The 26312-nt window shown below is 71.0% G+C and carries 26 protein-coding genes; 15 read left to right on the forward strand and 11 right to left on the reverse strand.

Annotated features, from left to right (window positions below):
* Nucleotides 1–171: 171 nt before the first annotated feature.
* Both CU254_RS18770 and CU254_RS18775 read left to right on the forward strand, forming a co-directional pair.
* On the forward strand, nt 172–1218 hold the full coding sequence (locus CU254_RS18770; RefSeq protein ID WP_009078364.1) for a sodium:calcium antiporter: 1047 nt from the start codon (nt 172–174) through the stop codon (nt 1216–1218).
* 207 nt (nt 1219–1425) lie between these two features.
* Nucleotides 1426–2619 carry a PP2C family protein-serine/threonine phosphatase gene (locus CU254_RS18775; RefSeq protein ID WP_037714122.1) on the forward strand — a complete coding sequence of 398 codons (1194 nt, stop codon included), beginning with the start codon at nt 1426–1428 and terminating at the stop codon, nt 2617–2619.
* Nucleotides 2620–2649: 30 nt separating this feature from the next.
* On the opposite strand, the gene CU254_RS18780 is transcribed toward CU254_RS18775, so the two are convergent.
* The 3 genes from CU254_RS18780 to CU254_RS18790 are packed head-to-tail and all read right to left on the reverse strand — an operon-like array spanning nt 2650 to nt 5679.
* The gene (locus tag CU254_RS18780) at nt 2650–3561 is read right to left on the reverse strand and encodes an endonuclease/exonuclease/phosphatase family protein (RefSeq protein WP_009078370.1); all 912 of its coding nucleotides are present in this window, start codon (nt 3559–3561) and stop codon (nt 2650–2652) included.
* Nucleotides 3539–4516 carry an SDR family NAD(P)-dependent oxidoreductase gene (locus CU254_RS18785; protein ID WP_037714124.1) on the reverse strand — a complete coding sequence of 326 codons (978 nt, stop codon included), beginning with the start codon at nt 4514–4516 and terminating at the stop codon, nt 3539–3541. The genes CU254_RS18780 and CU254_RS18785 overlap by 23 nt, the downstream gene beginning before the upstream one ends.
* Entirely contained in the window at nt 4516–5679 is a 1164-nt protein-coding gene (locus CU254_RS18790; protein WP_009078373.1) for a glycosyltransferase, read from the reverse strand. The genes CU254_RS18785 and CU254_RS18790 overlap by 1 nt, the downstream gene beginning before the upstream one ends.
* A gap of 86 nt (nt 5680–5765) precedes the next feature.
* Here CU254_RS18790 and CU254_RS18795 point away from each other — a divergent pair, with 86 nt between their 5' ends.
* Genes CU254_RS18795 through CU254_RS18805 form a run of 3 tightly spaced genes read left to right on the forward strand, consistent with a single transcriptional unit; the run spans nt 5766 to nt 8848 of the window.
* Nucleotides 5766–6458, forward strand: a complete 693-nt coding sequence (locus tag CU254_RS18795; protein ID WP_009078375.1) for a response regulator transcription factor — start codon at nt 5766–5768, stop codon at nt 6456–6458.
* Nucleotides 6455–7813: a cell wall metabolism sensor histidine kinase WalK gene (locus CU254_RS18800; RefSeq protein ID WP_009078376.1), complete on the forward strand. Its 1359-nt coding sequence runs from the start codon at nt 6455–6457 to the stop codon at nt 7811–7813. Before CU254_RS18795 ends, CU254_RS18800 begins: the two co-directional genes overlap by 4 nt.
* A gap of 48 nt (nt 7814–7861) precedes the next feature.
* Nucleotides 7862–8848, forward strand: a complete 987-nt coding sequence (locus tag CU254_RS18805) for a beta-galactosidase (RefSeq protein WP_009078378.1) — start codon at nt 7862–7864, stop codon at nt 8846–8848.
* An 8-nt stretch (nt 8849–8856) separates the two neighbouring features.
* On the opposite strand, the gene CU254_RS18810 is transcribed toward CU254_RS18805, so the two are convergent.
* The 5 genes from CU254_RS18810 to CU254_RS18830 all read right to left on the reverse strand — a co-directional run bounded on the left by CU254_RS18810 (nt 8857) and on the right by CU254_RS18830 (nt 14631).
* The gene (locus CU254_RS18810) at nt 8857–9660 is read right to left on the reverse strand and encodes a nitrilase-related carbon-nitrogen hydrolase (RefSeq protein ID WP_009078380.1); all 804 of its coding nucleotides are present in this window, start codon (nt 9658–9660) and stop codon (nt 8857–8859) included.
* Nucleotides 9657–11111 carry an APC family permease gene (locus CU254_RS18815; RefSeq protein WP_009078382.1) on the reverse strand — a complete coding sequence of 485 codons (1455 nt, stop codon included), beginning with the start codon at nt 11109–11111 and terminating at the stop codon, nt 9657–9659. Before CU254_RS18815 ends, CU254_RS18810 begins: the two co-directional genes overlap by 4 nt.
* A gap of 77 nt (nt 11112–11188) precedes the next feature.
* Nucleotides 11189–12544, reverse strand: a complete 1356-nt coding sequence (gene hisD, locus CU254_RS18820) for a histidinol dehydrogenase (RefSeq protein WP_037714127.1) — start codon at nt 12542–12544, stop codon at nt 11189–11191.
* A gap of 108 nt (nt 12545–12652) precedes the next feature.
* Complete coding sequence (locus CU254_RS18825; RefSeq protein ID WP_009078385.1) at nt 12653–13603, reverse strand: LysR family transcriptional regulator; 951 nt, start codon at nt 13601–13603, stop codon at nt 12653–12655.
* Nucleotides 13604–13638: 35 nt separating this feature from the next.
* Nucleotides 13639–14631, reverse strand: coding sequence for an ester cyclase (locus tag CU254_RS18830; protein ID WP_009078386.1), 993 nt, complete (start codon nt 14629–14631; stop codon nt 13639–13641).
* A 222-nt stretch (nt 14632–14853) separates the two neighbouring features.
* Between CU254_RS18830 and CU254_RS18835 the strand changes: the two genes are divergently transcribed.
* Complete coding sequence (locus CU254_RS18835) at nt 14854–16191, forward strand: MFS transporter (RefSeq protein WP_009078387.1); 1338 nt, start codon at nt 14854–14856, stop codon at nt 16189–16191.
* Between the two features lie 39 nt (nt 16192–16230).
* On the opposite strand, the gene CU254_RS18840 is transcribed toward CU254_RS18835, so the two are convergent.
* Nucleotides 16231–17223: a LacI family DNA-binding transcriptional regulator gene (locus CU254_RS18840; RefSeq protein WP_009078389.1), complete on the reverse strand. Its 993-nt coding sequence runs from the start codon at nt 17221–17223 to the stop codon at nt 16231–16233.
* A gap of 166 nt (nt 17224–17389) precedes the next feature.
* Here CU254_RS18840 and CU254_RS18845 point away from each other — a divergent pair, with 166 nt between their 5' ends.
* From CU254_RS18845 to CU254_RS18865, 5 genes are read left to right on the forward strand one after another with little or no spacing between them, the layout of a single operon-like run.
* Nucleotides 17390–18532 (forward strand): cupin domain-containing protein, encoded by a 1143-nt coding sequence (locus CU254_RS18845; RefSeq protein WP_037714129.1) that lies wholly within the window; start codon nt 17390–17392, stop codon nt 18530–18532.
* A complete protein-coding gene (locus CU254_RS18850) occupies nt 18499–19251 on the forward strand; it encodes an alpha/beta fold hydrolase (RefSeq protein ID WP_199785928.1) in 753 nt (250 codons plus the stop codon). Before CU254_RS18845 ends, CU254_RS18850 begins: the two co-directional genes overlap by 34 nt.
* A complete protein-coding gene (gene hisD, locus CU254_RS18855; protein WP_009078393.1) occupies nt 19236–20537 on the forward strand; it encodes a histidinol dehydrogenase in 1302 nt (433 codons plus the stop codon). Before CU254_RS18850 ends, hisD (CU254_RS18855) begins: the two co-directional genes overlap by 16 nt.
* A complete protein-coding gene (locus tag CU254_RS18860; RefSeq protein WP_234392844.1) occupies nt 20534–21298 on the forward strand; it encodes an SDR family NAD(P)-dependent oxidoreductase in 765 nt (254 codons plus the stop codon). Before hisD (CU254_RS18855) ends, CU254_RS18860 begins: the two co-directional genes overlap by 4 nt.
* Nucleotides 21295–22044, forward strand: coding sequence for an HpcH/HpaI aldolase/citrate lyase family protein (locus tag CU254_RS18865; protein WP_037714132.1), 750 nt, complete (start codon nt 21295–21297; stop codon nt 22042–22044). Before CU254_RS18860 ends, CU254_RS18865 begins: the two co-directional genes overlap by 4 nt.
* A 52-nt stretch (nt 22045–22096) precedes the next feature.
* Here the strand turns inward: CU254_RS18865 and CU254_RS18870 are convergent, their stop codons facing one another.
* Complete coding sequence (locus tag CU254_RS18870) at nt 22097–23245, reverse strand: hypothetical protein (protein ID WP_009078399.1); 1149 nt, start codon at nt 23243–23245, stop codon at nt 22097–22099.
* An 85-nt stretch (nt 23246–23330) separates the two neighbouring features.
* On the opposite strand from CU254_RS18870, the gene CU254_RS43080 reads away from it, so the two are divergent.
* From CU254_RS43080 to CU254_RS18885, 4 genes are all read left to right on the forward strand, one after another.
* Nucleotides 23331–23642, forward strand: coding sequence for a hypothetical protein (locus tag CU254_RS43080; RefSeq protein WP_009078401.1), 312 nt, complete (start codon nt 23331–23333; stop codon nt 23640–23642).
* Nucleotides 23643–23767: 125 nt separating this feature from the next.
* Nucleotides 23768–24211, forward strand: coding sequence for a DUF3592 domain-containing protein (locus CU254_RS43085; RefSeq protein ID WP_009078403.1), 444 nt, complete (start codon nt 23768–23770; stop codon nt 24209–24211).
* 36 nt (nt 24212–24247) lie between these two features.
* On the forward strand, nt 24248–25012 hold the full coding sequence (locus tag CU254_RS18880) for a helix-turn-helix domain-containing protein (RefSeq protein WP_286156964.1): 765 nt from the start codon (nt 24248–24250) through the stop codon (nt 25010–25012).
* Nucleotides 25013–25059: 47 nt separating this feature from the next.
* Nucleotides 25060–25470, forward strand: coding sequence for a VOC family protein (locus CU254_RS18885; RefSeq protein ID WP_009078407.1), 411 nt, complete (start codon nt 25060–25062; stop codon nt 25468–25470).
* A gap of 119 nt (nt 25471–25589) precedes the next feature.
* Here the strand turns inward: CU254_RS18885 and CU254_RS18890 are convergent, their stop codons facing one another.
* Entirely contained in the window at nt 25590–26300 is a 711-nt protein-coding gene (locus tag CU254_RS18890; RefSeq protein WP_009078409.1) for a type 1 glutamine amidotransferase domain-containing protein, read from the reverse strand.
* Nucleotides 26301–26312 lie beyond the last annotated feature (12 nt).

The raw sequence follows: 26312 nt of genomic DNA on the forward strand, positions 1-26312 counted from the left end.
GGATCGACATGCTGAACCCGTTCGCGGGTTCCGGTCCTGGGGCCCGCCGCCCGCGGGTGGGCGAGACCTTCGGTCCCGAGTCGATGGCTGCGATGGCCGTTGTCGTGCGGGATCGAGGCGCGCCTCTCGATGCCGCGCGGCCGCGGCGCGGAACAAAAGGGGCGGTTCGCTGTGTGGCATTTCGTGCTGCTGGTCGTGTGTGCGGTCGCGATCTATTTCTCGTGCGAGTGGTTCGTCAATGCCGTGGAATGGCTCGGCCAGCGGCTCCACGTGGGCCGGATGGCGGTGGGCACGATTCTGGCCGCTTTCGGCACCGCGTTGCCGGAATCGGTCGTCACGCTGGTCGCGGTCACCAGCGGCGGCACCGCCGAAGCCCGCGACATCGGGGTCGGAGCCGCCATGGGCGGTCCGCTCGCGCTGGCCACGGTCGCTTACGGCGTGACCGGCTTCGTGCTGCTGACCCGACGCAGAAAGATCCGCGCACTGGTCCCTGCCCGCAGTGGTTCGGATCCGGCGCCGGACGCGACCGCGGTGCTGACCGGGCCGGACGAAGCGGCCCGGCTGGCGAAGGACCAGCGCTGGTTCGTCGCGGTGTTCGTCGTCAAGGTCGCGCTCGGGCTGGTCGCGTTCGCGTTCAAACCGTGGCTGGGCTTGCTGTTCTTCGCCGTCTACGCGGTGTACTTCTGGCGCGAGATGCGCGGCGGCCACGACGAGCAGGGCGAAGACGAGCAGCTCCGGCCGTTGAAAATCCAGCCGCGCCGCGCGTCCCCGGCCACCTGGGCGGTCGCCCTGCAAACACTGGGCGCGCTGGCGGTCATCTTCGCCGCCTCACAGCTCTTCGTGCGCCAGCTCGACGCGATCGGCCCGATGCTCGGCCTGTCCGGTGCCGTAACGGCGTTGCTGCTCTCGCCCATCGCGACGGAACTGCCGGAGATCATGAACGCGGTCATCTGGGTCCGGCAGGGCAAAATCAGCCTCGCCCTGGCCAACATCTCCGGCGCGATGATGATCCAAGCCACCGTCCCGAGCGCCCTCGGCCTGCTCTTCACCGACTGGCGCTTCAGTCCCGCCCTGCTCTGGTCCGGCATCGTGACCATGCTCGCCGTCCTGTACCTGCTGGCGACCCTCCGCGCGCACAAACTCACCCCGGCCCGCCTCACCGTCGCGGGCGGGCTCTACCTCGTCTTCGCCGCGGGGCTCGTCCCCGTCCTCGCCTGACCGGCAGCGTTCACGGGCAACGCCGCGCGGGCAAGCGCGGTGCTCCGGTGAGGCCTGGCCCACACCCGTCGCCGCCGGTTGGACATTCCGGACCGGACGGCGAAAGCTTGTCCTCCTGACATCAGTCCTGCCGCCGTGCGGGACCGCCGGAGGAGCGATCCGGCGGCTCATCGGCCAGCCGGATCCAGCCGTGCTCCGGGAAGGGCCATGAGACCAGAGATCACCCAGCCGGAACCCGTCGGCGCGGAGGCCGCGCACGTCGGCCTCGACGACCTGCTGGACGACGGCCTGAAGCAGGTGCGGGACGCGATGGGGGCCGACACCGCGACTGTGCTGCGGCATCAGCCGGGCAGCGACCAGCTCTCCGCCGTCGCGGCGGTGGGGCTGGAGGAAGAGGTCTACCAGGGCGTCCGGATCCCGATCGGATCCGGTTTCGCCGGCCGCATCGCGGCGCTGCGCGAACCGGTCGTGATCGACCACGTCGACCGCGGCACGGTCGTGAATCCGCTGCTCTGGGAACGCGGCCTGCGCACCATGCTGGGCGTGCCGATGCTGGCGGGCTCGACCCTGGTCGGGGTCTTGCACGTCGGGTGTGTCGAACCTCGGAAGTTCTCCGCCGCCGACGTCGAGACGCTGCGACGGCTGGCCGGCCAGCTCGCCGTCGCGATCCAGCTCGAGGTTTTCCGCGAAGACCGCACGGCGGCGGTGGCGCTGCAGCGCAGCCTGCTCCCGAGCCGGCTGCCGGAGATTCCGGGACTCGAGTTCGCCGCCCGCTACGTGCCGGGCGCGGCCAGCGGGCTCGGCGGCGACTGGTACGACCTGTTCCCGCTGCCCGGCGACCGGCTCGGCATCGTGATGGGCGACGTGGCCGGGCACGGGCTGGACGCCGCGGTGATCATGGGCCGGCTCCGCAGCGCGCTGCGTGCCTACGCCCTCGACTGCGACGACCCGGCGGAAGTCCTCGCGAAACTCGACCGCAAAGCGGTCCACTTCGAGCACGGCGTGATGGCGACGGTCGCGTACGCCGTCTTCGACGAGAACCAGCACCGCCTGCAGATCTCCCTCGCCGGTCACCTGCCGCCGACCCTCGTGTCGCCCGACCGGCCCGCGGAATTGCTGAAGGCGCCCGCGGACCCGCCGATCGGGCTGGCGCTGAGCCCGCACCCCCGGCGCGTCACCACCGTCGACATCGGACCGGACACCGTGCTGGCGTTCTGCACGGACGGCCTGGTAGAGCGGCGAGACCAACTGGTCGACACCGGCCTCGCCCGTCTCGCCGACGTGATGCGCGTCGAAGACCCGGACCAGCTCTGCGGCCGGATCATGAACGCGCTCATCGGCAACCGGCGGGCACAGGACGACATCGCGTTGCTGGTGATCAGGCGGACTGCCGCGGCGTGACTGGCCGGGCTGGTGTCAGGAGCCAAGCGGTCACGCGCCCGGGTGCCCGGCAAGACCGGCCAGCACCGCACGGTGGTCGCTGCCTCCTGCCGGGAGCACGGCGGTGCGGACCGCGGCGAATCCGCGGGTCAGGATGTGGTCCGGTCTCGTCAGCGGGAACCCGGCGGGCCAGGTGAACTGGAAACCGGCGCGCGCGTCGGACAACGTCTCGGTCAGCGGCGCGAGCAGGGGGTCCGTGGACGCGGTGTTGAGGTCGCCGAGCACGAGCAGCCGGGCGGTCGGGTCGGCTCGGACGTGTTGGGTCAGGGCGCGCAGCGTGCGGTCGCGCAAGGCGGTGTGTCCAATCCGGACAGACGCCAGGTGCACGGCGTAGACGCTGACGGGTCCCTCGGGCGTCGCGGCCACCGCGTGCAGGGCGCGGGCCCAGCCCTGTCCGAGGTCGATCCGCGAGACTTCGCGGAGGGGATATCGGCTCCACAGCCCGACCGTTCCGACGCGGGCCCGGTAGGGGTGCGTCGGGTCCAGTCGGGCGCTGACCGGTGCGCTGTTCGCGGCCGTGATTTCCTGCAGCGCCACCAGGTCCGCGCCGGATCGGGCCACGGACGCGGCGTCGGCTCGGCCGCCGAGGTTGTGGCTGGCGACGACGAGCGCGGCCGGTCCGCCGCGGTCGGCGGCGAGCATCTGCGGGGCGAACAGCCCGGCCCAGACGAGCAAAGGCACGAGGGCCGTTGCGGTACCGCGCCGGGAACGCAGCAGTGCGGAGAGGACGGCGAGCGCGGCTGCCGGGACCGCGAGCCAGGGCAGGAAACTGTCCAGCGCCGAGCCGGGGACCAGCCCGGCCAGCGCTGCGGTCAGCAGCAGGGCCGTGCCGCACAGCGCCAGGTCGCGGCACCGGTGCCGCGACCTGGCCGGCGCGTCGTCAGACCTGGTAGCGGTGCGCATCGGCGTCCCGGTTCGCCTTGAGCCAATCCGACGTGTGCCGGAGGCCTTCGCGCAGGCTGACCCGCGTGGACCAGCCGGTCAGTTCGCCGATCAGCCGGTTGTCGCAGACCAGGCGTTCGACCTCGCTGCCTGCGGGACGGATCCGGTCCGGGTCCTCCCGCGCCGTCGCCTCCGTCCCGGTGATCTCGGCGAGCAGGTCGATCAGGCCGCCGATCGAGATCTCGTTCCCGGTGCCGATGTTCACCACCCGGCCGCACGTGGCCGGGGCACCGGCCAGGGCCAGGAACCCGGCCACCGTGTCGGTCACGTACGTGAAGTCGCGCGTTGGCGAGGTGGACCCGATCCGGATTTCGCGGACGCCCCCGTGCAGTTGCGCGAGGATCGCCGGGATGACGGCCCGGGCGGACTGGCGCGGACCGTAGGTGTTGAACGGGCGCGCGACGGTCACCGGCAGGCCGAACGAATGCCAGTAGGACAGCGCGAGCATGTCCGCGCCGATTTTCGAGGCGGGGTACGGCGACTGCGGTTGCAGCGGGTGCTCTTCGCTGATCGGGACGCTGCGCGCGGTCCCGTAGACCTCGCTGGTCGAGGTGTGCACGAGCCGGGCGTCGTGCCGCAGGCAGGCCGCGGCGACGTGGTGCGTGCCGGCGACGTTCGTCTCCACGTACGAATCGGGTGCTTGGTAACTGTAGGGGATGCCGATCAGGGCGGCGAGGTGGAAGACGGTGTCGCAGCCGGACACCGCCTCGGCCACCCGGCCGGGATCCCGCACGTCGCCGGGCACGAGTTCGACGTCGTCGAGAAACTCGGCGAGATAACCGTTGGTGCCATAGGGTTTGTAGTGCGCGAAGGCCCGCACGGTCGCGCCCGCGCGCAGCAGTTCCTGCACGAGCGTGCTGCCGATGAATCCTTCGGCTCCGGTCACGAGAACTCGTTTGCCGTTCCAGTCCGTCATCAGACGAGTGCCCCTTCACGTGCGGGTGCGGTCAGTCCGGCGAGGTCGAGAGCCCAGCGGGCGAGGCGGTCGGCGGCGTCCGGGATCGACGTTCCCGCGCTCGCGTCGGCCATCCGCGCGAGTCGTGCCGGGTTGTCGCGCAGCGAGCCGAGCACCGTCGCGAGCGCCGTTCCGGTGACCGCTTCGTCGGGCAGCAGCTCGGCTGCGCCCTTCGCGGCGAGTGCTTCGGCGTTGTGTCGTTGGTGGTCGCGCGGGGCGTGCGGGTAGGGCACGAGCACCGCGGGCAGGCCGACGCGCGCCAGTTCGGCGACCGTGGCCGAGCCCGCCCGGCAGACAGCGAGATCGGCTGCGGCGTAAGCGAGATCCATCCGGTCCAGGTAGTCCACCGCGGTGGCCGGGGCTCCGGCCGCGGCGAGGCGGGCGTTGAGCGGCTCGGCCCCGCCCGCGCCCGCCTTGATCAGGAAGCGGACGCCGGGATCGGCTCGCCAGGTTCGGGCGAGCTCCACCGCGGCCTCGTTCAGCCGGGCCGAGCCTTGGCTTCCGCCGTTGACCAATACCAGGAATGCGTCTTCCGGAATGCCGAGACTTCGGCGCGCGGCGGGGCGCAGCGAAGTCCGGTCGAAGCCGGCGAAATGCCGGTGCAGCGGCATTCCGACGATCCGGCCGCGGCGGGGAAGTCCGGTTGTTTCCCCGGCCACGGCGACGTTTTCGGTCAGCAGCGCGGAAAACGCGTTGGCCCGTCCGGCGACCGCGTTCGATTCGTGAATGAGAGCGGGAACGCCCGCCAGCCGGGCCCCGGCGATCAGCGGCGCGCTGGCGTAACCGCCCATGCCGACCGCGACCGCGGCGTTCTCGCGCCGCAGCAGCCGTGCGCACTGCCAGGACGCCCTGGCGAGCGCGATCGGCAGCGAAAACCGCCGTGCGCCGAGGTTTTTCGCGAACGGGATCATGTCGACGGTGTGCAGCCGGTAGCCCGCGGCGGGGATCAGGCGGGATTCCATGCCGCGGGTCGTGCCGGTGAAACAGACGCGGGTTTCCGGGCGCAGCGAACGGAGGGCGTCGGCGAGAGCCAGCCCCGGACAGATATGCCCGCCGGTCCCGCCCGCCGCGATCACGACGGACCGTTCCGCCGGGGGAGCGGAGGTCAAGTGCGAATCAATCATGCGGCCAGGGTGGGCGCCGAAAATGAGAGCTTCATTAAGCCGCTCCGCCGCGAGGGGCGTTTCCGCCGGGTTATCCTGGGGCTCACATGAATCAGCGAACGAATGTCGGAACCCTTCTCGTGGTGGACGACGAACCCGCCGTGCGAGAGGCGCTGACCGACGCTTTGGAGACGCAGTCCTACGCGGTGCACACCGCCTGCGACGGGGCGGAGGCGCTGCGCGCGGTCGCGGACCTGCGTCCCGACCTGATCCTGCTGGACGTGATGATGCCGGCACTGGACGGGCTCGCGGTCTGCCGCGCGCTGCGTTCGGCCGGCGACCGGACCCCGATCGTCGCGCTGACCGCGCGGACCGCTGCCCAGGACCGCATCGACGGCCTGGACGCGGGCGCGGACGACTACGTGCTCAAGCCGTACGACCTCGGCGAGCTGTTCGCCCGGATCCGGGCGCTGCTGCGCCGGACCCGCGACGTCGGCGGCGACCGTCTCGCGTTCGCCGATCTCACGCTGGACGAGGCGACCCGGCAGGGCGTCCGCGGGTCCCGGGTGATCCAGTTCAGCGAAACCGAGTTCGCGCTGCTCGCGCTGCTGGTCCGCAACGCGGGCCAGGTGCTCACCCGGGAGATCATCACCGACCGGGTGTGGGGGTACGACTTCGGGCCGTCGAGCAATTCCGTCGACGTCTACGTCCGGTACCTCCGCCGGAAACTGGAAGCTGACGGCGAGCCGAGGCTGGTGCACACCGTCCGCGGCATCGGATACCAGCTGAGACTGCCGTGACCCGCGGTCCGGCGGTCCGCACCCGGATCGCGCTGCTGTCCGCGGTGTGCGTGGCGCTGGCCGTCGGAGCCACCGCGACCGCCGCGTACTTCTTCTTCGACCGCGAACTGCACCGCCAGCTCGACGTGGGGCTCACCCGCGAAGCCAACCGGATCCAGCTGGAGATCAAGGCCGGCCGCTCGGGCGGGACCGGGGTGAGCGACTGCGAGTGGATCGCGACGCCCGCGTGCAGCCAGATCGTCCGGGCGGACCAGCCCGCGCCGGATCCCGGGTCTCCGGCGAACCTGCCGGTCACCGCCGAGACGCGCGAGGTCGCGGCCGGGCGGCTCGACCGCACGTTCAGCGACGCGGTGGTCCGCGGGCACCCGCTCCGCCTGCTCGCCGCTCCGCTGGGCGAAGGCCGCGCGCTGCAGGTCGGGGTCCGCGCCGACGGCGTCGAGCAGAGCCTGTCCCGGATCCGGATGATCCTGCTCGGCGCGGGGGTCGCCGGGATCCTGCTCGCGGCGGTTCTCGGATACTTCGTCGCCCGCGCGGGCCTGCGCCCGCTGACCGCGATCGCGCGCACCAGCAAGCGAATCGCCGAAACCCGCGACCCCGGAGTCCGCATCGAGGCTCGCGGCAACGACGAGATCGCGCAGCTCGCCCGCACGTTCAACGCGATGCTCGCGGCGCTCGAGGAATCCCTCACCGCCCAGCGGCGGCTGGTCGCGGACGCCTCGCACGAACTGCGGACGCCGCTGACTTCCCTCCGCTCGGACATCGATCTGCTCGCGCTCTCCGGTCCTCTCGAACCCGAGAAACAGGATCGGATCCTGAAACGGATCCATCGCCAGTTCGCCGGGATGACCCAGCTCGTCGCCGACCTGATCGAACTCGCGCGAGGCGACGAACCCGACACCGAGCCGGAGGACGTGCGCCTCGACGTGCTCGCGAAGCGGGCCGTCGCTGACGCGGCGGGGCACTGGCCGAGCGTTCGGTTTCGCACCGAGCTGGAACCGGCTGTGGTGGAAGGAAACCCGGAAACGCTCCGCAGCGCAGTGGCGAATCTTCTCGACAACGCCGCCAAATTCGGCGAAGCGGGGGACACCGTCAGCGTCGAACTGCGAGACGGGGTGCTGACCGTGCGCGACGAGGGACCGGGAATCGCCGCGGAAGAGCTGCCGAAGATCTTCGACCGGTTCTATCGCGGCCCTTCAGCGCGGTCCCGGCCCGGGTCGGGTCTCGGGCTGGCGATCGTCGCCAAGACCGCCCGCGCACACGACGCCCGGATCAGCGTGGATTCCCCGCCCGGCGGCGGCACGGCGATCAGCATCGCGTTCCCGGACGCCGAAACACCGGAGCAGGCCATCTCCTGAGCCGCTGCTCTCATTTTTCTTTCATGAAGCGGCCCTACGTTCTGTTCCGTGCTGATCAAACGAACCGTCGCGAGTGTTTTCCTCGCAGCTCTGATGGCGGCCGCGGTCTGCGCGCCGAGCAGCGCGTCCAGCCCCGCGCCGGGAGCCGACAATTATCTGTACGCTTCGATCGGCGACTTCGACGAAACGGTGAAGCCGCTTCTCGACCGGCCCGATGTGAAGGGAGTGCAGCTGCTGTTCCCGTGGCGGATGCTCGAACCGCAGAAGGACCGGTACGACTTCTCCGAGATCGACCGGGCCCTCGACTACGTGAACAGTCATCACAAGAAACTGTTCCTGCAACTCCAGGACCGGTTCTTCGCGCTTCCGCCGGGCCTGCCGAAATACCTGCTGAACGATCCGGAGTACCGCGGCGGCGCGGCGGAGACGGTGAACGAGAACGACCTCGGCGTCGGCCCTCCCGGCGCGGTCGCCGCGCAGTGGAATCCCGCCGTGCGGCACCGGTTCCAGAAGCTGCTGAAGGAACTCGCCCACCGCTTCGACGGACGGGTCGCGGGCGTGAACCTGCCCGAAACGTCGGTGGAGGTGAACACCGCGAAGGACCGCACGGGGTTCACCTGCGACAGCTATTTCCAGGCCGAATTGGACAACATGGCGTACGGCCGGAAGGTCTTCGCGAAGTCGGCGTTCGTCCAATACCTCAATTTCTGGCCGTGCGAATGGAAGAACGACCACGACTACATGGGCCGGGCGTTCGCCTTCGCGAAAAGCCACGGCATGGGGCTGGGCGGTCCGGACGTCCTGCCGAACCGGCCCGCCCAGATGGCCAACTCCTACCCGTTCTTCGAACGCTACCGGGGACAGCTCCCGCTCGTCGCGATGGCCGTGCAGGAACCGGACTTCCAGTACGTCAACCCGGAGACCGGGAAACCGTACAGCCGCGACGAGTTCGTCCAGTTCGCCACGCAGCGGCTCGGCGCGAACGTGATGTTCTGGGCGACCAGCTCGCCCTGGCTCCACGAGCCCGCCCGGTAACGAGCGGCTCAGCGGCCGTACAGCTCAGTGCGGCGGTCGTCGAAGAGGTGGTTGCGGGGGCTGAGGGTTTTGTCCCGGGCCGCGGCCAGGTCGGTGTCCCACTGCGCCCGTCCGTCGGCTCCCGCGACCGCGGCTATCCAGCCGTCCTGGTCGACGATCGTCGTTCCCTCGGTCCAGCGCTGGCCGCGTTCGGTTCCGGAGCGGTCGCAGCAGGCGATGGCGACCCGGTTGACGCGCGCGGCGGCCTGGGCGAGGAGGACCTCGGGCGGCCGTTCGCCCACTGGGCGGGGAACTTCGGGCCAGTTGGTCGGGACCGCAATCAGGTCCGCGCCGTCGAGCGCGACCCGGCGGGTGTACTCCGGGAACTCGAGGTCGTAGCAGACCATGACCGCGATCCGCCCGAACCGGGTCTCGGCGACCGGCGGGGGATGGCTGCCCGGGGTGAAGAACAGCTTTTCCCGGTCCCACAGGTGGGTTTTGCGGTACTGAGCCAGCACTCCGGTGGCGTCGAACAGCACCGCGCTGTTGTAGAGGACGCCGTCGGGGCCGCGCTCGGCGTATCCGCACACGACCACCGAACCGCCGTCGACGGCAGCCGCCCACTCGCCGATCATGGGGTCGCCCGGCGCGATCGCGCAGTCCGCGGCCTCGGCCGCCGACTCGAAGACGTATCCGCTGGTGGCCAGTTCCGGCAGCACGAGGATGTCCGCGCCCCCGGCGGTGGTTTCGGCGATGGTGCGGACGATCTGCCGGTGGTTCGCGGCCACGTCGCCGATCCGGGGAGCGAGCTGGACGCAGACGATGCGGGTCATTCTCCGTCCCCCTGATCGGTGATCCGTTCGCGGACCCGGTCGGCGAGACCGGGCACCGCGACGACGACCACCGTCGCGACAACGAGAACCGCGAGAATGATGTAGGGGAAGAACCGGTAAGGCCCCGACACGCCGACCACGTTCTTGAAGATCGTGTACACGATGAAGGCGAACGCGAGCACCGGAACGATCGCTTGCCAGCGAGGCGCTTTCGGCTTGCCGCTGAGGAAGAGGAACCGGAACGCGCCCGTGGTGGCCATCGCGTAGGCGACCAGCAGGGCGATGGTCCCGATGGTGAGCCAGTAGAAGGTCGCGTCCACGACGCCGGTGCCGGCCAGCCGCTGTCCGACGGCGAAACACAGGATCAGGACACTGGTCACGACGATCGTGCCGACCGGCGCGCCGCGCTTGGTCAGCCGCACCACCGGGCCGGGAACCCCGGCGTCGCGGATCAGGGCGTAACCGACGCGGGCAGCGCCGTTGACCGTGCCGAGGGTGATCGCGAACAGGCTCACGCTGGCGACCAGGTTCAGCAGGACGCCCATCGCGCTGCCGAGGTACTGCGCCGCGAGATCGCCGTAGGGATCCTCGGCCGCGGCGAACGCCTTCACCCCGTCCGGCCCGGTGCCGTAGCCCAGTGCCTGTCCGACGATCGCGAGCAGGAAGAACACCCCGACCACCAGGATGGTGATCTTCAACGCCCGCGGGATCTCCCGCTTGGGGTTCATCGTCTCCTCGCCGAGCGACGCGGCGCCCTCGAACCCGGCGAACGCGAGGAACCCGAACACCGCGGCCCCGGCGATCGTGCCGACCCCGGTCCCGGCGGGCAGGTGCAGGAAGTTCCAGCTGAAGCTCTGCCCGTGCGGGCCGTGCCCGGTCGCGACGCGGACGATGATCACGACGCTGAGCAGGCCGACCAGCGCGGCGCCGGCCAGTTCGCAGATCAGCAGAATCCTGGTGATGACCCGGATTTCGCTCAGCGACAGCACGACGACGAGCACCAGCGCGACCAGCGCGGTCCAGATCCATTCGGTGGCGCCGGACCCGATCAGGCCGAGCTGTCCGAGGACTTTGTTGAAGAACAAAGCGATCTCGATCGTCGAGCCGGTGCCGATGGTCGCGTACGCGGTGAACAACGCGGCACCGGCGACGAATCCGGCGCGCGGTCCGAGCGTGCGGCCGACCAGCGCGTAGACCGACCCGGTGTGCGAGATGTGCTGCGAGAGTTTGACGAATCCGTAGCCGACGAGCGAAACGCCGAGGATCGCGAAGACGAAGGCCCACGTGGCGCCTTCGCCGAGCAGTCCGGCCGCCCCCACTCCCAGCAGCGCCATCGCGCCGACCGGGCCGATGAGCCCCACGGAGAACGCGGCCGCGTCCGTGACCTTCAGTTCTCGCCGCAGTCGTGCCGGTGCGGCCGCCGTTCGTTTTCCGTTGGCGGGTGCGGACATGTCATCAGCCTCTGTCTGGTTTTCGGTGCCGGGTGTCCCGGCAGGAGGTGGGGGCGGGCCGGTCCGGGGAGCCGGACTCAGTTCCGGTCGACCGCGGGCGTGCCGTCGAACGCGCCGGAGTGGCGGCCGAGGTGCTCGATGCGGATCGTCGCGGTGGCCTCGTGCGCGGCCAGGCCCTCGAACGCGGAGATCCGTTCCACGGCCGGGGCGAGCGCCGCGGTGCCGTCCTTCCCGGCGCGCTGGTAGGTGAGCGGCTTGAGGAAGCGCGAGACCGACAGCCCGGCGTTGTAGCGGGAGGTCTTGCCGGTCGGCAGGACGTGGTTGGTGCCCGCGATTCCCTTGTCGGAGTAGGCGACCGTGCTCCACCGGCCCAGGAACAGCGAACCGTAGTTGGTGAGGGTCTTGAGGTAGTAGTCGTCGTCGGCGGTCTGGATCTCCAGGTGCTCGGGTCCCCAGACGTCGCTCACCGCGGCGGCCTGGGCGCGGTCGCGGGCGACGACGACCGAGCCGAAGTCGCGCCAGGCCGGACCGGCGACCTCGCGGGTGGCCAGCGTCTCCAGCCTGCGCTCGACCGCCGCGACGACCTGGCGGCCGAGTTCCTCGGAGGTCGTCACCAGCGCGGCCGGGGAGTTGGGCCCGTGCTCGGCCTGGCCGAGCAGGTCGGCCGCGACCCACTCCGGGTCGGCGGTCTCGTCGGCCAGCACGGCCACTTCGGACGGTCCGGCGAGCAGGTCGATGCCGACCCGGCCGAACAGCTGCCGTTTGGCTTCGGTGACATACGCGTTGCCCGCGCCGACGAGCATGTCCACCGGGGCTTCGTCCAGCAGCCCGAACGCCATCGCGCCGAGCGCCTGCACGCCCCCGACGGCGAAAACCCGGTCCGCGCCGGAGAGGTAGGCGCCGTACAGCACCGCCGGGTGGGCTCCGTGCTCGCCCGAGGGCGGCGTGCACGCGAGGACGGACGGCACGCCGGCCGCCTTGGCGACGCCGACGGTCATGAAAGCGCTGGCCAGCAACGGGAACCGGCCGGCGGGCAGATACGCGCCGACCCGGCCGACCGGCACGTAGCGCTGGCCGCAGACGACCGAATCGGCCAGTTCGACCTCGAAGTCGGCCAGGTGCTCGCGCTGCGCGTCGGCGAACCGGCGGGTGCGCTCGTGGCCGAGTTCGAGGGCCGCGCGCACGTCGGCGGGCAGCTGGTCGCCGGACCGGCGCAGTTCCTCCTGGCCGATTTCCAGGGAGCCGGTCCAGCCGTCGAGTTCCTCGGCGTACTGGCGGACGGCGGCGAGGCCGCGGCGTTCGATGTCGCGCAGCATCTCGGTGACGCGTTCGACGACGCGGGGGTCGCGCTGGGCCGGAGGGCCGTCCACGGCGGGTTTCTTGAGCCAGGTCAACGGGCCGAGCTGGGCTGCCTCGGAGGGGGTGATTCGCATGGCACGAGACGGTAAGCGCGATCCGGCCCCCGGACCAGAGGGTGCGAACCTGACCGAACCATCGGGTCGTCCGATGCCTCCGGGTCCGGACTGTCCACACCGGACGGGCTAGCGGCGGGGCCGCGCCGCCGGGCCGCGGGCGTCGCTGACCGCGTCTTCGGCGAGCCGGGCCAGTTCCCGCGTGGCGCGCGACAGCGGACGGCCCCGCTTGCGCGCGATGGCGATCGTGTCGAACAGCGGCTCCTCGAACGGTGCGGTGTGCAGACCCGGCGGGAACGCCGCGCTGCGGACCACGGCGGTGCTGGCGATCGTGTCCCCGGCCCCGTCCGCGACCAGTTTCAGCGCGGCTTCCACGTGCTCGATCTCGAAGACCGGTTCGATCCGCTCGCCGGCCAGCTGCGCGCGGTCGGCGAGCTGGCGGCGCGTGGGATCGCGCCAGCCGTAGCGGGCGTCGTAGAGGACCAGCCGCGCGGCCGCGAAACGCTCGATGCTGACCGGTTTCGCGACCGCGGCCGGGTCGGCGCTCACGTAGAGCACCTCGTCCCGCATCAGCGGGGTGATGTCCAGACCCTCGTCGTCGACCGGGAGCACGATGAGCCCGGCCTCGACGTCGCCCGCCCGGATGGCGTCCGCGGTCTCCGCGGAGTTCTGCCCGACCAGCCGGACCTTGACCGACGGATACCGGCGGTGGAAGGTCTGCGCGAGATTGCCGAGCAGGTAGTAGTCCGCGTTGCGGAGGACCCCGAAGGTGGCGGTGCCGCCGCCGAGCGAGCCCAGCGACTGCACGGCGCGGACCCCTTCGTCGGCCGCGTGGACCGCACGGCGCGCGTAGGGCAGCAGCTCCTCGCCGGCCGCGGTCAGCGTCAGCCGGCGCGCGCCGCGATGGAACAGGACCGCGTCGAGTTCTTCCTCGAGCCGCCGGATCATCTCCGACATCGAGGCCTGCGAAATCTCCAGCCGGGCCGCGCCCCGGGTGAACGAGCCCTGGCTTTCGGCCGTGACGAACGCCCGCAGCTGGTTCAGGGTCACCCGGTCGCCGTCGCGGGATTCCTGCTCCATCGGCCGATCCTAAGCGGACGGACGCGGCGGCGCGCTCAGTAGATGTTGGTGTCGGCGAACGAGCTTTCGTGGCTGTTGATCTGCGCCCGGAGCGAGATCTGGTCGAACACCCGGACCTCGCGCACGATCCGGCCGTTCTGGACGAGGAACTGGGACACGCCGAGCAGTTCGACCGGTTTGCCCGTCAGCGGCCCGAAATCGGCGACGCCGCGGTAGGTGCCGCGCATGACCCACAGCACGGCGATGCGCAGCCCCGCGTAGCGCGCGGCGTCGTTCGCCTGGACGTCGCGGATCTCGAACCGGGCGTCCGGGAACGGCGCGATCTGGGCGAGCAGATCCTTCTGGTAACCGTCCGGGCGGAGCACGGTCCGGTCGCCGACGGTGTGCAGGAAGAGGTCCCGGTGCATGAAATCGGCCACCTTGTGCAAGCGGCGCGCGTTCCAGACCTCCTCGACGAACTCCAGCACCATCTCGCATTCGGGCCGGTGTTCGTCCGGGCGCGGCCCGCTGTCGCCGGCGGCCAGGACGTCGGCGGGCGCCGGTTTCGTCATCGATCCCTCGTAGCCGCGGAACCGCAGCCCGCGCGCGACCTCGGCCGGGTCGAGGCCGAGCTGCAGGCAGTCGGCGAGATCGTCGCGGACGACCCATTCCTCGACCATGCGGCCCCGCCGGTAGAGGCAGTTCGCGATGGTGCGCTTGCGGATCGGGACCGGCCGGCCGTTCACGAGGTGGATGTCGGCGGAGAAGACGAGGTGCGAGCTGAGGAAGGCGTCGTCGCCCCTGGCCTCCCAGACGACGTCCTCGGCCTGGCCGACGTGCTGCGGCACCTGCGCGATCCGCATCAGGCTGCCCTCGATGACGCCGTCCCGCCCGGTCACGGTGCCGAGGCCGCCGTGCACAATCGAGTCGGGTTCGTAGTTGTCGACGATGTAGGAGATGTCGCGCTGCACCCAGATCCGGTCGGTGACCTCGCGGATGAAGTCGTCCGGGTCCTCGTAGGGCTGGTAGGCGACCGGATCGAGCGGCATGGCGGTGTCCTTTCTCGGCAGAGGATGGCGGTGGGCACTGTATCCGTATGCATTAACGGAGACAAGCGGACGGGCCGAAGCCGTGCCGCAGGTGATCTTGCGGCCGCTGCCTGGGAAAAATTCGCGCGGACGGCAACCTTGACCCGGTGACCCCGGCCACTTAAGTTGCCATCCATACGTATGCAAACGGCTGAGCCGTTGTGAGACGCCACTGGAGGTGTCATGTCCACCGTCACGCCGACCGCAGCCGCGTCCGCTGAGGCGACCGGACGACGAAAGGCGATCCGCCGGGTGATCCTCGCCGGCAGTATCGGCAACTTCGTCGAACAGTTCGACTACGGGCTTTACGGCTACATGGCGCCCGTGCTCGCGGCCTCGTTCTTCCCGTCGAGCGACCACACCGCCAGCGTGCTGAGCGCGTACGCGGTGATCGCGATCGCCTGTCTGGTGCGCCCGCTCGGCGGGACCGTCCTCGGCCGGTGGGGCGACCGGCTGGGGCGCAAGCGGGTGCTGTTGTGGACGGTGCTGTTCATGGGCGTTTCCACGGCGGCGATCGGCGTGCTCCCCACGTACGGCCAGATCGGGCTGGCGGCCCCGCTGATCCTGCTGGTGCTGCGGGTGCTGCAAGGCATGGTCGCGGGCGGGGAGTACGTCGGCGCGGTCGCGTTCGTGGTCGAGTGGGCCGAGCCGCGCCGGCGCGGGTTCTACACGTCGTTCGCGTCGAACAGCTGCTTCTTCGGCATCCTCGCCGGCGCCGGCACGGCAGCGCTGATGAGCGCCTTGTTCAGCGACGCGGCCCTGCACAGCTGGGGTTGGCGGATCCCGTTCCTCGCGGTGCTGCCGCTGTGCGCGATCGGGGTGTGGCTGCGCAGCCGCCTCGACGAGACGCCGGAATTCGTCGCGGCCACCGAGCACGGCACGAACGTCGTCGAGGCTCCGCTGCGCGAGGCGCTGCGTTCCCAGTGGCGGCCGATCCTGGTGTTCTGCGGCGCGTCGATCATGCTGGCGATCCTGTCCTACACCTGGGTCACGTTCTATCCGGAGTACCTGTCGGAAACGCTGCACCTGCCGAAGTCCGCGGCGTGGCTGTCGAACATGATCTCGGTCGCGGTGCTGATCCCGCTGCTTCCGCTCGCCGGCGCGATCTCCGACCGCATCGGGCGCAAGCCGATGCTCATCACCGGTGCCGTTTGCTGCGTCGTGCTGGTGCCGCTGGCGTTCCGGGTCGGCCAGGCGGGCACGTTCGGGGCCGCGGTGGCGAGCCAGCTGATCTACCTGGTGCCGGAGTTCTTCCTGACCGGCATCGTCACGGTATGCGCGGCGGAGATGTTCGCGACCCGGACCCGGTTCAGCGCGAGTTCGATCGCGTACAACTGCTCGTTCTCGATCTTCATGGGCATCACGCCGTTCGTCGCCACGCTGCTGGTGGCGAAGTCCGGCACGATCTACGCGGTGTGGATGTACCTCGCGGCCGCCGCGGTGCTGGCGCTCGTGGTGATCACGGTGTTCATGAAGGAGACCTACCGCAGCGACCTGTCCGCGGACAAATACGCCCGGTGAGCCGCCGTGCCTCCGCTGCCGGGGCGACGGCAGCGGAGGTCAGCGCGGCGCGTGCGTGCCGCGGGGCACCAGGGAGGGTGCGAACACAGTGCGCCGCGGGGGCTCGTCGTTCCCGCCGAGGCGTTCGACCAGCAGGCCCGCCGCGGCCTTGGCCATGCCGTCGAGGTCGTGCCGGACGGTCGTCAGGTCGAAGGTCTCCCAGGCGGCCATCGGCAGATCGTCGAACCCGATGACGGTGAGGTCGCCGGGGATGTCCAGGCCGAGCCGCCGGGCCGCGTTCATCGCGCCGATCGCGATGACGTCGTTGCCGCAGAACACCGCGGTGGGCCGCAGGCCCTCGGACATCAGGTCGAGCAGTCCGTCGTATCCGGTCCCGTAGTCGAACGGGCCCTGCCGGACGCGGCGGCGCGGCAGCCCGATGCCCGCCTCGGAAAGGCCCATCCGGAAGCCGAGTTCGCGGTCGCGGCCGGTGGTGGTCTCGGCCGGCCCGCCGATCAGCGCGAGGTCGGTGTGGCCCAGCCGCAGCAGCTCCTCGGCGACCAGCCGCCCGCCCGCCTCGTTGTCGACCACCGCCGCGTCGGCGCTGCCCGCCCCGGTTTCGCGGTTGAGGAACACGAACGGCAGGCCCCGGCGGGTCAGTTCGGCGGGCAGGCCGGAGCCGATCACCGCTGTGGTGAGCACGACCCCGTCGATCGACCGGTCGAGCAGCCGTTCGGTCTCCAGCGCGGCCTCGCTGCGTTCGGCGAACAGCATCATCCGGTAGCCGTGCTGTTCGAGCGTGTCGTGCAGCGGGCCGATCAGGTGCGGGTAGAAGGGGTTGGTCAGGTCGGTGACGACCACGCCGACGCAGTGCGTCGCCCGCGTGGCCAGGCTCCGGCCCGCCTCGCTCGGCACGTAGCCGAGCGCGTCCGCCGCCTCGCGCACGCGGGTGCGGGTGGCCTCCGAGACCCGGTGGTCCCCGCGCAGCGCCCGGGAGACGGTCGGCTGCGAGACCCCGGCGAGCCGGGCCACGTCATGACTCGTGATCGGCATCGGCTCCTCTTCCGCGCGACGGCTCCATGCATACGGATCCTAGCGGAAATCCCGGACGTTCCTCCCGCGGCTCGCGGGAAAGCCGGACGCTGGACCTGCTTGACAGAATCCGGTCGCGATGGTCCTATGCATACGTATTAACACCGAGATTTCCGGAGGGGTGCCCATGCGTACCGACGAAGTGCGGGTGCCGGCGGGCGAGCTGGCGCGCCGGACGATCCGGCGGGCCGATTTCGTGTCGTGCGACCAGGCGTTCATCGATTGCCGGACGCCGGGGTCGGACCGCAAGGAGAACTACTCGATGATCGGCCCGGGGGTGACCCAGAACGCGGACCAGGTGGTGAACCTGCGCGAGCCGCACGGGTTCAACATCGGGGCGGCGGCGATGCCGCACGGGATCACCAACAATCTGCACCTGCATTTCACCGCCGAGGTGTTCCTGTGCTTCCGCGGCGAGTTCCTGCTCCGCTGGGGCGCGGACGGCGACGAAGGCGAGCTGGTGCTGCGCGAGGGCGACATCGCCTCGATCCCGACGTGGATTTTCCGCGGGTTCACCAACATCGGCCCGGACGACGGCTGGCTGTTCACCGTCCTGGGCCACGACGACACCGGCGGCATCATCTGGGGTCCGTCGGTGCTGCGGGAGGCGGGCAGGCACGGCCTGCACCTGACCGCAGACAACCGGCTGGTCGACACTCTCGCCGGCGACGAGCTGCCCGACGAGGCGGAGCTGATCCAGCCGATGGCTCCGGCCGACATCGCCGCCCTGCCGTCCTACGACGCGGCGAAGCTGCGCCGCCGCGTGGCCACGCCCGACGACCTGCAGTGGTCCGGCCGCGCCCTGTTGGGCAACGCCGTGCCCGGCGGACGCGCCGAGCTGGCCCCGGTGATCGGCTTCGGCATGACCGAGGACCGCGACCAGGAGCCGCGGATTTACCACCCGCACGGGCACAACGTGGCGTGGCTGCGCGCCGAGCCGGGCGAGGGAATTCCCCTGCACCGGCACGACGAAACGCAGGTGCTGCTGGTCAAGGACGGCGAATGGGAGGTCACGCTCAACCGGCACGACGAGGTGAGCGTGCGCCTCGGCCCGTGGGACATGGTTTCCGTGCCGCGCGGTGCCTGGCGGAGCGTCCGCAACGTCGCCGCGGAGCAGGCGACGCTGCTCGTCGTCAACAGCGGCGACGGCCGCGTGCGGCTCGACTGGGACGACGAGGTGGTCAAGGCGGCGGCCGACGCCGGCGTGGGCCTCGACCACAACGGCTATCTCGCGCCGTGGCATCTGCTGCCCGGCGCCGCCGCCCGGTGACCGACCTGCCGGTGGTGCTGGTCCCGGGGATGCTGTGCGACGCGGAGGTCTGGGCGGACGTCCTCCCGCACCTCCCCGGGCCGGTGGTGCACGCCGAGATCACCGCACCGGACCTCGGCGGCATGGCCGAGCAGATCCTGGCCGCGGTCGAGGGCCCATTCGTGCTCGCCGGGCTCAGTCTCGGGGCGATCGCCGGGTTCGAGGTCGCCCGCCGCGCGCCGGAGCGGCTCGCCGGTTTCTGCGCCGTCTCGACCAATGCCGGCGCGCCGACCGCGGAGCAGCTCGCCGCGTGGGCCCGGTTCGACCGCCGCACCCGCGAGGGCGAGTTCGACGCGGTGGTCGCGCAGGAGATCCTGCCGACGATGTTCTCCGGCCCGGATCCGGTGTGGCACCGGCGTTTTCTCGCCATGGCACGACGGGTCGGCCCCGAGGTATTCCGCGCCCAGCTCGCCGCCCAGGCGACCCGGCGCGACGCGCACGCGGCGGTCGCGGGCCTGTCCTGTCCGGTGCTCGTCGTCTCCGGGGCACAGGACCGGTTGTGCCCGCCCGAGTTCCACCGCGCGATCGCCGCGCGGGCGCGCAACGCCGTCCTGCGGGTGCTCCCGGAAGCCGGGCACCTGCTGACCTACGAGGCACCCGGCGCCGCGGCCGCGGCAATAGCCGATTGGCTGTGCAGTTTTTCCCGTTCCCGAAGGAGTTTCGCATGCCCAAGACCCTGAAATCCGCGGTTCCGGCCGAGCAGGTCGCCGCCGAGCGCACCGACGTCGGCGACCGGGTCCGCGCGATCATCGCCGACATCCGCGAACGCGGGGACGCCGCGGTCCGCGAGTGCTCGGAGAAATTCGACGCGTGGTCGCCCGAGTCGTTCCGGCTGTCCGCCGAGGAGATCGAGAAGATCGTCGCCCGGGTTCCCGGGCAGGTGCTCGACGACATCCGGTTCGTCCAGGACCAGGTGCGCACTTTCGCGCAACGCCAACGGGACTCGCTGCGGGAGTTCGAGATCGAGACGCTTCCGGGTGTCTACTTGGGACAGAAGCACGTCCCGGTCGCGGCCGCGGGCGCCTACGTGCCGGGCGGCCGGTACCCGCTGACCGCGTCCGCGCACATGACGATCGTGACCGCGAAGGTCGCCGGGGTGCCGCGGGTGGCCGCCTGCACGCCGCCGATCCGCGGGGAGGTGCCGGAAGCGACCGTCGCGGCCATGCATCTGGCCGGGGCGGACGAGATCTACCTGCTGGGCGGGGTGCAGGCAGTGGCCGCGCTGGCGGTCGGAACCGAGACCGTCGGGCGCGTCGACCTCATCGCCGGTCCGGGCAACGCCTATGTCGCGGAAGCGAAGCGGCAGCTGTTCGGCGAGGTGGGCATCGACCTGTTCGCCGGCCCGACCGAGGTGCTGGTCGTCGCCGACCGCACCGCCGATCCGTTCGTCGTCGCGGTGGACCTGTTGTCCCAGGCCGAACACGGCCCGGATTCCCCGGCGGTGCTGATCACCACGTCCGAGGACGTGGCCCGGGAGGTGCTGGAACACGTCGAGGCGCTGCTGCCCGGGATGCCGACGCGCGATTTCGCCGCTCCGGCCTGGCGCGACCACGGCGAGATCCATGTCGTGGACGATCTCGACGAGGCGTTCGCGCTGGCGGACACCTATGCGTTCGAGCACGTCCAGGTGCTGACCGAGAACCCGCGGCAGGCGTTGGACAAGATGCGGGACTACGGCGCGCTTTTCCTCGGCCCGGGCACGTGCGTGTCCTACGGGGACAAGGTGATCGGCACCAACCACGTCCTGCCGACGCGGGGCGCCGCGCGTTACACCGGCGGGCTGTGGGTGGGCAAGTACCTCAAGACGGTCACCTATCAGGAGGTCACGAGCAGCGAATCGAGCGTGCGGCTCGGCGAGGTGTGCGGGCGCGCGGCGCGGGTCGAGTTGTTCGAGGGGCATGCCCGCTCCGGCGACGTGCGCGCGGCGGAATTCCGGCGGGGCGAACTGTCGTGGAACCCGGCGTGACGGCCCAGCTCGCCGGACGGACCGCGCTCGTCACCGGCGGCGGGAACGGTTTGGGCCGCGCGATCGCCCGCGCGCTGTCGGGAGCCGGTGCGCGGGTGGTCGTGGCCGGGCGGCGCCGCGACACCCTCGAGGAGACTGTCGCGGCGCTGCCGGGTCCGGGCCGGGCAGCGGTGTGCGACGTCGCCGATCCGGATTCGGTCGCCGCGCTCGCCGCCGAGGTCGCCGACGAGGAGATTTCGGTGCTGGTCAACAACGCCGGGGTCGCGGGGCCGGTCAAACCGCTCGTCGACGTCGAGCCGGAGGAATGGGACGAGGTCTTCGGCGTCAACGTGCGCGGGGTTTACCTGGTGTGCCGGGCTTTCCTGCCGCCGATGGTGGCACGGGGCGCGGGGGACGTCGTCAACCTCGCGTCGGTGAGCGGGAAGCGTCCGCTGCTGCGCCGCACGCCGTACTGCGCGTCCAAAATGGCCGTACTGGGCTTGACGGCGACGCTCGCGGGAGAGGTCGGACCGTTCGGCGTGGCGGTGAATTCGCTGTCGCCGGGCCCGGTCGACGGCCCGCGGATGGAGCGGAACTTCCGGCTGGAGGCCGAGCGGACCGGCGTCAGCTACGAGGAGGCCGAACGCGCGTTCACGAGCCGGGCCGCGCTGGGCCGGATGGTCACCGAGGCGGAAGTGGCCGCGGCGGTGCTCGCGATGCTCGCGATGCCGGGACTGTGCGCGGCCGACATCGACCTTTCGGCGGGGATGGTGGCCCGATGACCACGCTGAAACACCGGCTGCAGTCCGGGGAACGGCTGCTCGGCGGGTTACTGCGGCTGCCCGCGGAGACGCTGGTCGAGATGGCCGGGGTGGCGGGCCTGGACTTCGTCGTGCTCGACTGCGAACACGGACCGGCGGACCTGGTGCCGCTGCAGCAGCACATCGTCGCGGCCCAGGCGCACGGGCTCGGGGTGCTGGTCCGCGTCGGCGAGGACGAGCCCGCGCTGATGCTGCGGGTTCTCGACCTCGGCGCGGACGGGGTGGTCGTGCCGCATGTGGACACCGCGGAACAGGCGCGGTCGGCGGTCGCGGCGGCGCACTATCCGCCGCTCGGGAAACGGGGCTTCGCGACCTATAGCCGGGCCGGCCGGTTCGGCGCCCGCAGCGCCGCCGAGCACCTCCGGCACGCCGCGGAGACGACGATCGTCGTCCCGATGCTGGAGACTCCGGAGGCCGTCGCGGCGGCAGCGGAGATCCTCGCGATCCCGGGCGTCGACACGGTTCTGGTCGGGCCCGCCGATCTCGCGGTGGCGCTCGGCCTCCCTGGCGGAGCGGCGGAACCCGTTGTCGCACAGGCGATCAGCTCGGTCGCGGCGGCGGCGAAGACCGCGGGCAAACCGATGACGAGCATTGTGGGAACCGTGGAACAGGCTGGCCAGGCACCGCCGGGCGCGGTGGTCTACAACCTCGCGCACGTCCTGCTCCGCACCTTCGCGGATCTCGCCGAGGCGCGCCCGTCCCGCTGACCCACGATGGGCGACACGGGGGAGTGTCCGGACTGGCCGCGGGCGCCGGGCCCTACTTGGCGGTGCTCGCGCCCGGGATCCAGCCGAGCACCTGCGTGGCCTCGCTCCACGGCCCGTCCACGCGGCGGGTGCCGCCGGTCGCCAGGTCCGCGACGATCAGCTGGTGCGTGTTGTCGTCCGTGAACGCCGCGGCGAGCGCGCCCGGCGCCGGGGACGGGACGACCGAGGTGCTGAGGAAGGGTCCGTTGATGCCGCTGTCGCCGCCCAGCGCGATCGGCAGCGTGCGGGAGCTGCGCTGCTGCCCGGTGACCGGGTCGAACAGCTTGACGGTGTAGTCGTAGCTGTCCTCGTCGCCGGTGTGTGAAACGACCACGAGCGCACAGGTTCCCGGCTGGAAGAACCACGCGAGGTCACCGGCGCCCATCGGCACTTCGGCGGTGCGCGACAGGTCGGAGGCGTCCGCGAGGAGCGTCGGGCCGACCACGGCCGGATCGGGCGCCCGGTGCAGCAGCACGTGTCCCTGGCAGGTGCGCAGGAGGTCTTCCTTCTGGGGCAGGTCCTGGACGGTACCCGCGGCGACGTGGCCGACGACTGTCGCGTTCGGCGCGAGCGCGCCGCCGCCGGTCGGCATCGCCGAGGGCAGCTCGCCGTTGTAGCGGCCGACCAGCACCGTGTCCGGGTCGGTCCAGCGGGCGCACGTCATCCCGGACACGACCTCCCGGGAGTCGCCCGAGGAGCCGGGTCCGGTCTCGTGGTAGAAGCCGCTGGACCGGGTGATGAGACCGGTCACGACGCCCTTGCGGTCTGTTGTGGACACTCCTTGGTCGGCGGTGATCGCGAAGCGCGCGCTGTCGGGAGCCCAGGCCGCGCACAGCGGACCGGTCACCGAGGCTTGGGCGACGATCTCGGTGCCCGCGGCGACGTCGTGCACCACGATCCGGCCGGAGCCGTTGATGTAGCCGAGCGTCCGGCCGTCCGGCGACAGCGCCACGGCGGGCAGCTTCGGCGCGGTGTTCCCGCTCAGCAACGGCGTCGCGGCGCCTTCGGTCACCCGCCACACCGCGGGCTGCCCGGCCTTGTCCTTGCCCGCCACCACCAGGGATCCGCCGATCGTCGGCGGGGCGATGTCCGGAGCCGACGAGCACGCGGCGGTGAAAAGAGCGAGGGCGCCCAGCAGGACGGCGGTTCGACGGCGTGACATGAAATGATCATTATCAGCTCCGGCACGGCCCGGAGACGGCGGAAATGCCGACGCTCGCGCGTCATGGCACCGGGGGAGGAAGCCGTTGGATCACACGGAGCGGCTGGCAGCTGTCGCGACGCTGTGGGAGGCGCATCGGAAGGCGCCGTTCCCGAGCGGGTGGCGAGGCGCCGACGTGGCGGGCTTCGATCTGGTGCTGCTTGACGCACACCCCTCCGGTTGTGTCTCCGCCTGGCTTGCGCAGCAGGGTGTCCTGGACGACTGGCGATGGAACATCCTCGCCGACTGCGAACAGCGGCTCGTCCGGGTCATCCCCGAACTCGACGCCCACGGTCGCGAGTACTACCAAAGAGTCCTCGACATGACGATGTTGATCCTGGACGCGGATTCCCCGTAGCGGCACTGGACACCCTCGCCGTCGGTGGCGATCTAGGGAACCGCGCGGCCTTCGGCGGAGTCCCACCGCCGGCGTGCCGGTCTTTCCCTGATCGGCGGATCGCCGGACGAGGAAGGCTGGGGTTCGTGCGGACTGTGCAGATCGTGGCGTGGTGCTGCTGGGGAGGCTTCGTCCTGGCGGTGGTCCTGATCTCGGTGTTCCAGATGCGCAAGCTCCGGCGCCGGGAGAAGGGGATGCGGACCTGGCCGCACGTCCAGGCGGTGGTCGTCGGCCACCACGCCGTGCCCGGGGTGGGCAGTGGCGACGATCCGTCCACGTCGCCTTCGTACCTCAGTGTTTACCAGTACGCCGGTCCGGACGGCCGCACCTATCAAGGGAAGACGGTCTGGAGCAAGGCCAAGCCGCTGCCGGTCCGGCAAGCCCTGACGGTGTGCGTCAATCCCGGCTCGCCGGCGGAGTCGTATCCGGTGGAGAAGACCAGCCGGGCCGTGCTGGGGTGCATGTTCGTCGTCATGGCCGCGTTCTGCGTCGGCTCGTTCTTCTTCTTGCGGATACTCGTCGGGACCTGACCGGGTGTCCGGTCGCTGCGCGCTACGCTTCCGGGCGTGTCGCTCGACCGGGTTGAGGGGATCCCAGGGCTGGAGTACCGCGTGTCGGACTCGCCCTATGTCGAGGGCGTCTACCGGGTGGGGCCGGACGGCGGGCAGGGCGGGTTCGTGCCCGAACGCATGGTGTCGGTCGTGAACTCGAACTGGGAGCTGCTGGTGTGGGCGTCGGCCGGGGAGACCGCCGTGTCGGTCCGCGGTCCGGAGACCCGGCCCACCGTGGTTCCGTTGGGCGGCGGACTGGGCAGCGCGTTCGGCGTGATCTTCCGGCACGGCGCCTTCCTGCGGAATCTGCCGGTCGGCGGGCTGGTGGACGGCAGCGTGTCGAGCCCGTTCACGACGCCGCGCTCGTTCGTGCTGCAGAACACCGAGTGGGAGATCCCCACCTACGAGAACGCGGAGACGTTCGTGGACCGCCTGGTCCGGGCGGGTTTGCTGGCGCGCGACCCGCTGGTGACCGACGTCCTCGCCGGCGACCGGCCGATACTGGTCACCCCGCGCTCGGTGCAGCGCCGGGTCTCCGCGGCCACGGGCCTGACGCAGGGCACGATCCGGCAGATCGAGCGGGTGCGGCAGGCCGCGATGCTGCTGCGCCAGGGCGTGGCCGCGGCCGACGTCGTGCATCTGGTCGGCTACCACGACCAGCCGCATCTGGCGCGGTCCCTGACCCGGTTCGTGGGCCGGACGGCGACCCAGCTGCGTCGTCCCGACGCCGGGGAGATGGTGTCGCTCCTGTACAAGACCGACGCCGAGGTCGGGCCGTAGGTTCGTGATCAGCCGGAACGCCTGGCTACCAGAACCGAGGAGCACCCATGGCTTTCAAGCAGATCTACGTCAACCTGCCGGTCGCCGACCTGGACGCGAGCACCGCGTTCTACCTGGCGCTGGGCGGGGAGCTGAACCCGCAGTTCACCGGCGACACTTCCGCGCAGGTCATTCTCGGGGAGGCGGTGACCGTTCAGCTCATGACGCACGAGCAGTTCAGCCAGTTCACCTCTCGCCCCGTCGCCTCCAGCGCGATCGAGTCGATCCTCGCGGTGCCAGCCGAGTCGAGGGAGGAGGTCGACCAGCTGGCCGACGCCGCCGTGAAGGCGGGCGGTTCGGAGCCGCGCCCGCCGCAGGACATGGGCTGGCTCTACAACCGCGCGGTGGACGACCCGGACGGCCACAGCTGGGAGCTGCTCTCCTACGACGCCTCGGCGATGCCCGGCGCACCGGAATGACGGCCGGCCGCTCCGGCCTGCTGGGCGAGATCGCCGGCGCTCAGCAGGCGGACGCCGCCGAGGAGCTTCCCCGGGGTTGGCCCACGGCCAGAGGTCCCCACGGCGACGAGTTGCGCGTCTCAGGGCTGGGCCTGCGACGCGTTGCCCGCGAGGGCCTCGACGACCTTTTGCGCCGTGGCCTTGGCCGAGCCCGGGTTCTGGCCGGTGACGAGGTTGCCGTCGGTCACGGTGTAGGAGACGAACGGCAGCTTGGCCTTCTTGTAGAGCGCGCCGCGCTCTTTCGCGCGTTCCTCGGCGTTGTAGGGCACCAGCTTGTCGACGCGGGCGAGCACCTCCTCCTGCCAGGCGAAGCCGGTCATGTGCTTGCCGTCGATGAGGTAGGAGCCGTCGGAGAGCCGGGTGTTGAGCAGGCCGCAGTAACCGTGGCAGACCGAGGAGACGATGCCGCCGCGCTCGTAGATCTCGCGGGTGATGCGCTGAAGGCCCTCGGAGTCGGGGAAGTCGTACATCACGGCGTGGCCGCCGGTGAAGTAGACGGCGTCGAAGTCGGCGGAGTCGATCTCCTCGGGGCTCTTCGTGGTCGCGAGGAGATCCATCTTCGCGGGATCGGCGCGCCAGGCCTTGGCGGTCTTGTCGTAGCTGGGGAACTTCAGCGACCGCGGTTCGAGCGGCACTGCGCCGCCTGCCGGGCTGACCAGGGTCTGGTCGAAGCCCGCCTCGGCGAACACGTGCCAGGCGTGCGTAAGCTCGGAGAGCCACAACCCGGTGGCGTGGGACGGGTCGTCGTAGTGGCCGACGTTAGTGACGACGTGGAGGACGCGTTTGGTCATGGCTGATCTTCC

This window comes from Amycolatopsis sp. AA4 (genome assembly GCF_002796545.1).
In the GTDB taxonomy this organism is placed as follows: Bacteria; Actinomycetota; Actinomycetes; order Mycobacteriales; family Pseudonocardiaceae; genus Amycolatopsis.